Annotated in this window: 14 protein-coding genes and 1 pseudogene; 4 read left to right on the top strand and 11 right to left on the bottom strand. The window is 74.3% G+C overall.

The window, feature by feature from the left end; all coding sequences use genetic code 11:
• From B0E53_RS27870 to B0E53_RS27855, 4 genes and pseudogenes are all read right to left on the bottom strand, one after another.
• A pseudogene (locus tag B0E53_RS27870) lies at window positions 1-431 on the bottom strand (hypothetical protein); the annotation flags it as partial.
• A 152-nt stretch (window positions 432-583) separates the two neighbouring features.
• The gene (locus B0E53_RS27865) at window positions 584-1585 is read right to left on the bottom strand and encodes a glycine betaine ABC transporter substrate-binding protein (RefSeq protein ID WP_107078740.1); all 1002 of its coding nucleotides are present in this window, start codon (window positions 1583-1585) and stop codon (window positions 584-586) included.
• Between the two features lie 156 nt (window positions 1586-1741).
• Window positions 1742-2464 (bottom strand): ABC transporter permease, encoded by a 723-nt coding sequence (locus B0E53_RS27860; protein ID WP_107078739.1) that lies wholly within the window; start codon window positions 2462-2464, stop codon window positions 1742-1744.
• A complete protein-coding gene (locus B0E53_RS27855) occupies window positions 2461-3147 on the bottom strand; it encodes an ABC transporter permease (protein WP_107078738.1) in 687 nt (228 codons plus the stop codon). Before B0E53_RS27855 ends, B0E53_RS27860 begins: the two co-directional genes overlap by 4 nt.
• Before the next feature lie 2 nt (window positions 3148-3149).
• Here B0E53_RS27855 and B0E53_RS27850 point away from each other — a divergent pair, with 2 nt between their 5' ends.
• Entirely contained in the window at window positions 3150-4142 is a 993-nt protein-coding gene (locus tag B0E53_RS27850; protein ID WP_107078737.1) for an ATP-binding cassette domain-containing protein, read from the top strand.
• A 27-nt stretch (window positions 4143-4169) separates the two neighbouring features.
• Here B0E53_RS27850 and B0E53_RS27845 read toward each other — a convergent pair whose 3' ends face one another.
• From B0E53_RS27845 to folP, 7 genes are all read right to left on the bottom strand, one after another.
• Window positions 4170-4670: a hypothetical protein gene (locus B0E53_RS27845; RefSeq protein WP_107078736.1), complete on the bottom strand. Its 501-nt coding sequence runs from the start codon at window positions 4668-4670 to the stop codon at window positions 4170-4172.
• Between the two features lie 82 nt (window positions 4671-4752).
• Window positions 4753-5055, bottom strand: a complete 303-nt coding sequence (locus B0E53_RS27840) for a hypothetical protein (protein ID WP_107078735.1) — start codon at window positions 5053-5055, stop codon at window positions 4753-4755.
• 68 nt (window positions 5056-5123) lie between these two features.
• Window positions 5124-6353, bottom strand: a complete 1230-nt coding sequence (locus B0E53_RS27835; RefSeq protein ID WP_107078742.1) for an ABC transporter permease — start codon at window positions 6351-6353, stop codon at window positions 5124-5126.
• 119 nt (window positions 6354-6472) lie between these two features.
• Entirely contained in the window at window positions 6473-7003 is a 531-nt protein-coding gene (locus tag B0E53_RS27830; protein ID WP_107078741.1) for a DUF3180 domain-containing protein, read from the bottom strand.
• Window positions 7004-7022: 19 nt separating this feature from the next.
• Window positions 7023-7550 carry a 2-amino-4-hydroxy-6-hydroxymethyldihydropteridine diphosphokinase gene (folK, locus tag B0E53_RS27825; protein WP_107078734.1) on the bottom strand — a complete coding sequence of 176 codons (528 nt, stop codon included), beginning with the start codon at window positions 7548-7550 and terminating at the stop codon, window positions 7023-7025.
• Window positions 7547-7906 carry a dihydroneopterin aldolase gene (gene folB / locus B0E53_RS27820; protein ID WP_107078733.1) on the bottom strand — a complete coding sequence of 120 codons (360 nt, stop codon included), beginning with the start codon at window positions 7904-7906 and terminating at the stop codon, window positions 7547-7549. Before folB ends, folK begins: the two co-directional genes overlap by 4 nt.
• The gene (gene folP / locus B0E53_RS27815; RefSeq protein ID WP_107078732.1) at window positions 7903-8769 is read right to left on the bottom strand and encodes a dihydropteroate synthase; all 867 of its coding nucleotides are present in this window, start codon (window positions 8767-8769) and stop codon (window positions 7903-7905) included. Before folP ends, folB begins: the two co-directional genes overlap by 4 nt.
• 361 nt (window positions 8770-9130) lie before the next feature.
• Between folP and B0E53_RS27810 the strand changes: the two genes are divergently transcribed.
• The 3 genes from B0E53_RS27810 to B0E53_RS27800 all read left to right on the top strand — a co-directional run.
• Window positions 9131-9445, top strand: coding sequence for a hypothetical protein (locus B0E53_RS27810; RefSeq protein ID WP_107078731.1), 315 nt, complete (start codon window positions 9131-9133; stop codon window positions 9443-9445).
• Window positions 9446-9458: 13 nt separating this feature from the next.
• Window positions 9459-9821 (top strand): hypothetical protein, encoded by a 363-nt coding sequence (locus B0E53_RS27805; RefSeq protein WP_091317037.1) that lies wholly within the window; start codon window positions 9459-9461, stop codon window positions 9819-9821.
• Window positions 9822-9966: 145 nt separating this feature from the next.
• A partial coding sequence (locus tag B0E53_RS27800; RefSeq protein ID WP_246835630.1) for a hypothetical protein occupies window positions 9967-10182 on the top strand: 216 nt, incomplete at its 3' end.

Here is a 10182-nt window from a genome sequence, read left to right as displayed (position 1 = left end):
CCACCGGCCGGCTCCTCGGCGGCAGGCGTGGCGATGCCCGCCGCGGCGGCGATGCCGGCGGCCGCGGCGTCGAGCCGTCGACGCATCGCGGTGACCGACTCCTGGGTCCGCTGGGCCTGGTCGAGCGCCTGGTTGCCGCGCTGGGCGGCGGCCACGATCTCGCCGCGCAGCTCCCGGCGGAGCTGCTCGAGTTCCGCGCGGAGCTCGTCGGCGCCGGCCGCGCCGCCGCCGTTCTCCGCGCGCAGGGCGATGGAGAGGCCGATCAGCACCACGGCCAGGATCGCCAGCACGGCGCCGAACCGGAGCGTGCCGTTGCCGTCGGCGACCAGCAGGATGAGCGCCGCCAGGGGCGCGAGCGCCACGCCGATCCAGAACAGGACGGTCAGCAGCGCGGGACTGCGGTTTTCGGCGGGGGCGACCGAGGCGGGCATGGCTGAGCAGACTACCGAGAGTTGCCCCGGTAGGGAACGGGCCGAAAGCATCGATGTAGAAGCCGGTGACCAGGGCTCCGCTTCGGCCACGGCGGCTCGCCCCCGCCGGCACCGACGGGCCGGGGGCGGCCCGCCGGTGCCGGCGGCGGTGGTCAGCTCGCGGCGAGCGCGGCGTCGGAGGAGAACACCAGGCCGACGCTGGCCGCGCCGGTCTTCAGGGCGTTCTTGGTCTGCGGGCCGCCCGCGTCGAGTGAGCTGAACGAGCCGGCCTTGAAGTCGTAGACCTCGACGAGGCCCGCCTGGCACTTCGGCCGCTGCGGGCACTCGGGCGGGCCGGCCAGCACGGTGGCCGTGCCGGAGCACTTGGCGGCCAGGTCGGAGAGGGTGGCGAGCTGGTACTTGTCGGCGAACGCCTTGGTGACCGCGAAGGCGTTCTGGTCCTGCGCCTGGGCGGGCTGGCCGAAGCTGATGCCGACCTTGTCGCCGGCCGCCTTCAGCGCGCTGACCGTCTTGTCCAGCTCGGGCGAGGAGACCGGCTGGGCGTCCTTGCCGTTGGCCTTGGTGTTGAGGAACTCGGCCATGGTCGCCGCGTACTCGGGAACGACCTGGACCTGCCCCTTCTCCAGGGCCGGCTCGTAGAGCTCACGGTTGCCGATCGTCTGCACCTTGACCTGGTAGCCGGCCGCGGTGAGCGCGATCTTGTAGAGCTCGGCGATGGTCTGGCTCTCGCTGAAGTTGCCGGCGCCGACCGTCACCTGGCCGCCCGGGCCCTTCTCGACGCCGTCGGTCACGCCGTTGGCGTCGGCGAACTCCTTCGCGGCGACCTGCGGGGTCTTCCGGTCGACGTCGACCGCCCGGTTCAGCTCGATCAGCTTCGGGGTGTCGAGCTTCGCAGAGACCTTGTCGAGCGCGGCCACGAGCTGCGGGGTGGCCGCCTTCGCGTTGACCGCGGGGATGACGTTGTCGGTGTTCTGGAGCTTCTTGTCGTCGGTGAGGACGACCAGCTTGTCGCCCGCGACCGGGGCGCAACCGGCCCCGGAGGCGCCCTTCTCGGGCGCGTCGGTGCCGGAGGAACCGGCGTCACCACAGCCGGCGAGGAGGCCGGCGGTCAGGACGCCGAGCGCCCCGACGGCCAGGCTGGTACGTGCGCGCATCAGTGCCCGCCTTCCGTGTCCCGGCGCGACCCGTCCGGGCCGGCCGCGTGTCCGACGGGCGATCCGATCGGCCGCCCGCGAGTTCCAGCCAATATCCTCCGGCTCGGACCGACAAACTCCGAGCGGGTTTCGTCACCCGATCGTCACCCGGTGGATTCAGCCGCCCGCCGTGGCGGCGGTCGCACGGCGGTTCGCCGCCCGCCGGGCCCGGCGCAGCGGGCGCGGCGTGACCACCCGCTCGACCAGCGCCAGCACCCCCTCGACGAGCAGCGCCAGCCCGGCCACCAGGACCCCGCCGGCGACGATCTGGCCGCCTCCGGCCGCGATGTCCAGCCCGAAACCGGCCCGGATGATCTGCCCGAGCCCGCCGCCGTTGACGAAGGAGGCCAGCGCGGCGGTGGCCACCACCTGGACGGCGGCGGTGCGGAACCCGGCCGCCAGGTAGGGGACCGCGAGCGGCAGCTCCACCCGGCGCAGCACCTGCGCGCCGGAGAGCCCCATCCCGCGCGCCGCGTCCCGGGCCTCCGGGTCGGCCTGCCGCACCCCGGTGTACGCGTTGGCCAGCAGCGGCGGCACCGCGAAGACCGCGAGCGCGACCACCACCGCGGGCCGGCCGAAGCCGAGGAAGGTCAACGGCAGGATGGTCAGCAGGGCCAGGGTCGGGACGGCGAGGGTGACGTTGGACACCAGCAGCACCAAACCGCCGCCCCGGCCGGTGTGCCCGAGCCAGAGCCCGACCGGCCAGGCCACCAGGCAGCCGAGCAGCACCGCCAGCGCGGACATGCTCAGGTGCTCGCCCAGCCGGTCCAGGATGCCGCCCGGGTTCGTCCAGTTGAGCGGGTCGTTCAGCCAGACGACCGCCTGCTGCACCGGGTTCATGAGCTCCGCCCGCGCAGCCAGGGGGTGAGCAACCGGCCCACGGCGGCCAGGATCAGGTCGAGCACCAGCGCCAGCAGCACGCAGAGCACGGTGCCGGTCATGATCTGGGCCTTGTAGAAGTTGTTCTGGAAGCCGGCGAAGATGAGCTGGCCGAGGCCGCCCCGGCCGACCACCACGCCGACCGTGACCAACGCCACCGTGGAGACCGTGGCCAGCCGTACGCCGGTGATGATGCCCGGCAGCGCCAGCGGCAGTTCGATCCGGAACAGCCGGCCCCAGCGGCCGTAGCCCATGCCCTCGGCGGCCTCCCGCACCTCGGGCGGCACCTGGTTGAGCCCGGCCAGCGCGTTGCGCACGATGACCAGCAGGGCGTACAGGGCCACCACGGTGAGCACGGTGATCGCGCCGATGCCCAGGTACGGCGCGAGGAAGGCGAACAGCGCCAGCGACGGGATGGTGTAGAGGACCCCGGTCAGCGCCACGATCGGGGCGGCCAGCGACCGGAACCAGTACGCGGCCACCGCGAGCGGCAGCGCCACCAGCGCCGCGATGAGCACGGCCCGGGCGGTCAGCCAGGTGTGCTCACGCAGCGCGGCCAGGATCGTGTCAGAGTTGTCCCGCACGTACTGCCAGGAGAACCACGGGTTACCGGGCGCGGCCCGGTAGCTCAGGTGGAGGGACACACGTGGACGTTACCCCGGGACCCGGCGCCGGACACGGCGCGGCGTCGATCAGCCTGGAGCGCATCCGCAAGCGCTACCCGGACGGCACGGAGGCGGTGCGGGAGCTGAGCCTGGAGGTGAAGGCCGGCGAGCTGGTGGTGCTGATCGGCCCCTCCGGCTGCGGCAAGTCCACCGTGCTGCGCATGATCAACCGGCTGATCGAGCCCACCGACGGGCGGATCCTGCTCGGCGACGACGACGTCACCCGGGTCGACCCGGTGACGCTGCGCCGGCGCATCGGGTACGTCATCCAGAACGTCGGCCTCTTCCCGCACCAGACCGTCGCCGCCAACGTGGCCACCGTGCCGGGGCTGCTCGGCTGGCCCCGGGAGCGGACCCGGGCCCGGGTGGACGAGCTGCTGGAGCTGGTCGGCCTCGACCCGGGGCAGTTCGGCCGCCGCTACCCGCACGAGCTCTCCGGCGGCCAGCGGCAGCGGGTCGGGGTGGCCCGCGCGCTCGCCGCCGACCCGGTGGTGCTGCTGATGGACGAGCCGTTCTCGGCCGTCGACCCGATCGTCCGGACCCGGCTCCAGGAGGAGTTCCTCCGGTTGCAGGCCGAGGTCCGCAAGACCATCGTGCTGGTCACCCACGACCTCGACGAGGCGGTCCGGCTGGGCGACCGGATCGCGGTGCTCTCCGAGGGCGGCCGGCTGGAGCAGTACGACACCCCGGCGGCACTGCTCGGGTCGCCCGCCTCGCCGTTCGTCCGCGAGTTCGTCGGCGCCGACCGGGGCATCCGCCGGCTGGCGGTCACCCCGGTGACCCGCGAGGTGCTCGACCCCCTCCCGGCCGACGGCGGGGCCGACCTGCCGGCCGTGCCGCTGGGCGGTTCGGCGTACGACGCGCTGGGTGGGCTGCTCACCGCGGGCGCCGAGCACGCGGTGGTCACCGAGGACGGCCGGCCGGTGGGGCTGCTCAGCCGGGCCCGGGTGCTGGGCCTCGGCGTGCTGGACTGAGCCGCCCGGGCCGACGATCCACCAGCGTCAGGCGCGGCCGCCGAGGCTGGCCAGGCCGACGATCCAGCCGGCGAAGAAGCCGTAGGTGACACCGGTGCTGGCGCCCTGGAAGGCGGCGAAGAGCGAGCCGTGCGGCCCGAGGAGGGTGGCCAGCAGGGCGGTGCAGCCGGCGGCCAGGGCGTACGCGCCCCAGCCGGAGAAGAACTGGCTGCCCGAGCTCTCCACCCGGGCCACCTGCGGGCCGGGCAGCAGGTAGAGCAGCGCGGCGGCCAGCACGACCAGCAGGATCGCCCGCAGGTTGGTGGCGAGCACGCCCTGCGACGGGTCGTCGGCGTGCAGCCGCCAGGCCGGCCAGGCGAGCAGCCGGAGGAACCAGCCGCCGGCCCCGGTCGGGTCGGTGTGGTCCTGCACCCAGCCCACGTACATCGGGCTGCCGCAGACGGCGACGAGCAGGAGCGCGGCGAGCGTGCCGGTGCCGGCGGCCGTGCCGTACGCGCCGACGGTGCGGGGGCGGTTGCTGAGGGCCATGGAGCGGTCAGTTCCCGGCCCACCGCGCCGGGCAAACCTGCGTACCCGGGCGACCGCCGAGGGTCGGCGGGCGGGCATCGGGTCAGTGCTTCATCAGGTAGTCGATGAAGGCGGCCCGCAGCAGCGGCGCGGCCTCCTCGTAGCCGTGCCCGGTCAGCTCCCGCCAGAGGGCGTTGGCCTCGTCGATGATCGGGCCGACCGAGTTGGGGGCGCCGTCCAGGATCGCGGCCTCGTCCGCGTTGGGCAGGTGCCGCAGCACCGACCAGAAGAACTCGACGTCGCGGCGCTCCCGGGCCAGGTGGAACGCCTGCTCGCGCAGTTCCTCGGTGGAGAGCTTGTCCAGCTCGTCGAAGGTACGGCCGCCGGGGGCAGGAGTCTCCGTCATGCCGCGAGCCTAACCGGCGAGATCAGCTCGGGCCCGCCGGACGCGACGCCGGCGGCGGGCGGCCCGGGTCAGCGGTCCCCGGCGTCCCAGCGGCGCGGCTCGCTCTCCCAGCGCGGCGACTCCCACGAGTCGACGGTGTCGGTGTCCCGGACGGGCAGCACCGACGGCCAGGCGTCGGCCGGCTCGGGCGACGGGGTCAGCGCCCAGCCGGTGCTGATCGTGCCGTCGCCGCCCGGTCCGGTGGGACGGGCCGGCACCCCACCCGGCGGCGCCGGCCGCGGCCGGCCGAACGTTTCGACCAGCCGGGTGACCAGCAGCCCGGCCCCGAGGGCGGCCCCGCCCACCGCCCACCGGCTGATCGTCCAGTCCTGCGCCACGGCCCAGGCCAGGAAGACCTCCACCGCGCACACCGCCAGCAGGGTGCCGAAGATCCCGCCCCGCCGGCCGTACGCGCTGGTGCCGCCGAGCATCACCGCGCCGATCGCCATGACCGACCAGTCGAGCCCGCTGGCGGGCGCCACCGGACCGTCCCCGTTCGCGGCGATCAGCACCCCGCCGAGCACGGCCAGCACGGTCGAGGCGATCAGCGCCAGCGCGGTCACCGTGGCGGCCACGGCACCCCGCCGCCGGGCCGGATCGGCGACCGGCCGGAACCGCCCGACCAGCCGGCGGACCGGTTTGATCGCGCCGAAGAGCCCACCGAGGACGGCCACCGCGGCGAAGCCGACGAAGAGGTAGAGGGCGGTGCTCCGGGGGTCGTAGCCGCCCTGGACCACGACCGGGGTGGTCCGCCGCTCGAGGTACACGATCACGCCCGCCGCGCCGGCCAGGCTGGCCGCCCAGCCGGGCACGTGCAGCACCACGACGGCCAGGGCGAGCGCCAGCCCGCCGAGCGCCGCCACCACCAGCGCCGGGAGCAGCGCCTCGCGCACGCCGCGGTCGCCCTGCTCGGCGAAGTGCAGCGCGGCGGCCAGCGCGACCGGCCCGATCGCCAGGTTCACCGCGGCGGCCCGCAGGCTGAGCCCGGCGGCCAGGGTGAGCAGCCCGAGCCCGGCCACGTCGACCAGCAGCGTCTTCAACGCGCCGCCGCGCAACGCGTCCGCGTCCTCGCGCCAGAGCAGCCAGGTCACCGCGGCCAGCCCGACCAGCAGCAGGAACTCCCAGACCACGTGTACGGCGATCCGGTCCCGGCCGGGCTCGCCGTGGGAGGGGTCGTCGAAGACGTTCTCCAGCACCGCCGCGGGCACGCCGGACGACGTCTCCACCGGCGCGATCCGGCCCGTCTCGTCGTACCCCATGGCCCGCGCCTCCCACATGGCCGGCCGTGCGGTCCGACGCGCGGGCGGACCGGCGGCGGCCGTTGCTCTCCGGTCGCCAGGCACGGTACCTGCGGGGGGAGGTGCTGGGAACCCCCTGATCAGAGCCGGCCGCGCGGGGTCTCCCGGTCGCCGGGCTCCCGGTCCTCGTCGTCCTCCTGCTCGGGCACCCGGCAGGACCGCTCCAGCCAGAGCGCCGCTGCGACCAGGGCGAGCGAGGCGAGCAGCCCGCCCCCGCCGGCCGGCCGGTCGCCCACCGCGGCGTTGGTCCGCTCGACGAAGAGCCAGGCGGTCAGCCCGGCGTAGAAGCCGGCGAAGATGGCCCCGGCCAGGGCGGACGCCTTGGCCAGCACCACGAACCGGGCGACCAGCAGCGGGTTCACCGGATCCCGGCCGGGGCGGCGCTCGATCCGGCCGCGGGTGTTGACCGCCGCGTACGCCTCAAGCACGGCCAGGCCGGCCAGCGTGACCACCGGCAGCCAGGGCAGGTTGGGGGCCACCTCGTAGTAGAAGGTGCTGATCAGCAGCCAGGCGAGCGCGGCGGCGGCCAGGGCGGCCACCACCAGCGTGGAGATCCGGGTCGGACCCATCCGGAAACGGTGGGGGTCGCGCGGGGACTGCGCCTGGCTCATGCCGTCCGGCTCCACAGGGTCATGTGTCCGACTCTAACGCCAGATCGGGGCGCGGACCGAGTTCCCGCGCGTCGGAGGCGAGTGGCTCGGCGTTGAGCAGATCGGTGAGCCAGCCGTGGCCGGGCAGCCGGCCGTGCGGCTCGATGTCGATCCACGGCCGCAGCACGAAGGCGCGCAGGTGGGCCCGGGGGTGCGGCAGGGTCAGCTCGGGATCCGCGCTGAGCACCGGCTCCCCGGCCGCGTCCCAGACCGCGATCACGTCCACGTCGAGGGTCCGCGGCCCGTACCGCCGCTCCGGGTCGCGGGTGCGCCCGGCCGCCGCCTCGGCGGCCCGGGCCCGCGCCAGCCAGTCGCGCGGGGTCGCCACCGGGTCCCCGACCAGCACCGCCGCGTTGAGGTACGCGGGCTGCTCGGCGTCCCCCCACGGTGGAGTCTCGTAGACGCCGGAGACCACCAGCACGGTGTCGCCGAACGAGGCCACCGCGGCGCGCAGGTGGGCGAGGCGGTCGCCCAGGTTGCTGCCGATCGACAGCACGGCCCGGCTCATCGGGTACGCCGCATCGTCACGGCCACGTCACGGAAGGCGTGCGGGATCGGGGCCTCCGGCTTGTGCACGGTGACCGTCGCGGCGGCCACCAGCGGCTCGGCCAGGCAGACCGCGAGCAGCCGGTCGGCGAGCGTCTCGATCAGGTTGACCGGCTCGCCGGTGACCACCGCGACCAGCTTCTCGGCCAGCTCGCCGTAGTGCACGGTGTCGGTCACCTCGTCCGAGCGGGCGGCCGGGGCGAGGTCGAGTTCGAGCACCGCGTCGACCACGAACTCCTGGCCCTGGGCGCGTTCGAAGTCGTAGACGCCGTGCCGGCCGTGCGCGCGCAGGCCGGTCAGCTCGATCCGGTCGGTCAATGCTCCCCCTCGTCTTTGGTGGGCCGGGCCAGGCACGGGCGGCCGGTGGCCCGCCAGACGGCGAGCGCGTCGGCGGTGGCCCGGACGTCGTGCACGCGTACCCCCCAGGCGCCGGCCGCCACGGCGAGCACGCTGGTGGCCACGGTGGCCGCCTCCCGCTCGGCGGTGGGACGGGGGTTGCCGTCCGGGCCGGCGAGCAGCCGGCCCAGGTAGGACTTGCGGCTCGACCCGAACAGCAACGGGAAGCCGAGGTCGACCAGCTCGGGCAGGCGCGCGCTCAACTCCCAGTTGTGCGCGGCGGTCTTCGCGAAGCCCAGCCCCGGGTCGACGATGATCCGGTCGGCGGCCACCCCGGCGGCCAGCGCCTCGTCGACGCGCCGGCTCAGCTCGGCCCGCACGTCGGTCACCACGTCGGTGTAGCGGGCCAGGTCCCGCATCTCGCGCGAGTGACCCCGCCAGTGCATGAGCACCCAGGGGCAGCCGGCGTCCCGCACCACCCGGGCCATGTCCGGGTCGGCGAGGCCGCCGGAGACGTCGTTGACCACGTCCGCGCCGGCGGTGAGGACCGCCTCGGCCACCCGGGCCCGGCTGGTGTCGATGCTGACCGGGATGCCGGCGGCGCTCAGCTCGCGGATCACCGGCAGCACCCGGGCGATCTCGGTCTCCGCGTCGACTCGGTCGGCGCCCGGCCGGGTGGACTCGCCGCCCACGTCGACAAGGTCCGCGCCGGCCGCCCGCAGTCGCACTCCGTGTGCGACGGCGGCGTCGAGGTCGGCGTATCGGCCGCCGTCGGAGAAGGAGTCGGGCGTGACGTTGAGGACGCCCATCACCACCGGGGTCTCCGCCCGTACCAGATCGGTCACGGACCCGACAGTACCGGTCGCCAGCAGGGCTTCCGGCGGCCCGGGCGACCCCGGCGGACGGCACCCCTGAAGTGCGGATTGGAACAGGTGTACGATCGGTCGTCGGGTCCGTTCCGGGTCGACTCTTCGCGGGTTGTCGCAAAGGTGGCCGGGCCGTACGCTTTGGAATTGCCCAGCATCGAGATGGCGAAGCCTGGAGGGAGGGCCTAAGCGGGACGAATCCCCCCACAGCTCACCACCCTTCGTGGTGGGCGACGAACGCAGCGTCGTCGACGCTGTGTGGAACGAGCACCATCCCGCCAGGCTTTGCCCACGTGCACCACCGCGGCGCCGCCGGCCGCGACCTTGGGGAGGTTTTCCAGTGATCGCCATCGAGCTCATGGGGACGGCGTCCGCCGCCGTCGACCACGCGCTCCACACCCTGGCGTCGACTCCACTCGCCGAGCCGGCTCCCAAGGGCATCGACACCAACGGTGTCGTCTCCTTCTTCGCCAGCAAGATCGCCCCGATCCTGCTCGCGGTGCTCGGCGTGATCTTCATCGGCCGGGCCAGCCGGGGCGAGATCTCCAAGGTGCTGACCAGCTCCGCCATCGCGATCATCGGGCTGGCCTTCATCGCCGGCGCCGCCACACTCTTCTTCGTCGGCGACTACCTGATCAAGCTGATCTTCGAATAGGCGTTGGGCGACGATGCGGCTGCGCACCGACGACGACATCTACCGGGCTCGCCTCGTCTACCTGGGGCCGCCCGGCTACACCCTTCCCGTCCATCTGCCGTACGCCCAGTACGGCCTGTTCATGCTGCTCGTACCCCTCTACATGTTCATCCACTGGTTGTTCACGCTCCAGGTCGAGCTCTTCCCCGCCTGGGAGATCTCGCTCGCCATCGTGACGACCTCGTTCATCTTCCGGTACGTCGACCCGGACCGGCCGGCGCGCATGGTCATCCGGACCGCGCTGACGGACTGGCGACGCACCCGGGAGCCGGCCGCCGAACTGCGCGACCCGCGCCTCGTCGCGAGCCGGATCAGGATCCGGGAGGAACTGGCATGACCGGGCGTACGCAGACGGCGCAGACGAACGACGCGGGTGAGGCGGTCGCATGAGTCGCTCTTCCACGCCGGGTTCCCCGGCCGGACGTCCGGCCGGACCCTACGGTAACCGTGCGCGATCGTTCGACTACCCACCGGACGAGGAGTTGGACGAGGTCACCCTCGACCCGGCTCTGGTGACCAGTCCCCAGCACGGTCGCGTCGGGGTCTTCCAGCCGCCCCGCCCGCTGGCCCCGCGCGGCGAGCAGCGGGAGCCGGTGGCCGCCGACAGCGGCGACATCGACTCCCCCTTCCTCGACCTCTTCGGCGGCGCGCAGCCCCGCGTCCGCCGGCCGGCCGGCCCGCCCGCCGGCCCGCACCGG

The organism is Micromonospora sp. MH33 (genome assembly GCF_003013775.1).
Lineage (GTDB): Bacteria > Actinomycetota > Actinomycetes > Mycobacteriales > Micromonosporaceae > Micromonospora > Micromonospora fulviviridis.
Note: the sequence above shows the minus strand (reverse complement) of the source record. Positions and strands in the feature narration are given on the sequence as shown.

Bases quoted from the DNA above. Each gene is read 5' to 3' on its own strand.
- B0E53_RS27865 (WP_107078740.1), bottom strand. From the start codon at position 1,585: ATGCGCGCACGTACCAGCCTGGCCGTCGGGGCGCTCGGCGTCCTGACC.
- B0E53_RS27860 (WP_107078739.1), bottom strand. From the start codon at position 2,464: ATGAACCCGGTGCAGCAGGCGGTCGTCTGGCTGAACGACCCGCTCAAC.
- B0E53_RS27845 (WP_107078736.1), bottom strand. From the start codon at position 4,670: ATGGCCCTCAGCAACCGCCCCCGCACCGTCGGCGCGTACGGCACGGCC.
- B0E53_RS27840 (WP_107078735.1), bottom strand. From the start codon at position 5,055: ATGACGGAGACTCCTGCCCCCGGCGGCCGTACCTTCGACGAGCTGGAC.
- B0E53_RS27835 (WP_107078742.1), bottom strand. From the start codon at position 6,353: ATGGGGTACGACGAGACGGGCCGGATCGCGCCGGTGGAGACGTCGTCC.
- B0E53_RS27830 (WP_107078741.1), bottom strand. From the start codon at position 7,003: ATGAGCCAGGCGCAGTCCCCGCGCGACCCCCACCGTTTCCGGATGGGT.
- folK (WP_107078734.1), bottom strand. From the start codon at position 7,550: ATGAGCCGGGCCGTGCTGTCGATCGGCAGCAACCTGGGCGACCGCCTC.
- B0E53_RS27805 (WP_091317037.1), top strand. From the start codon at position 9,459: ATGCGGCTGCGCACCGACGACGACATCTACCGGGCTCGCCTCGTCTAC.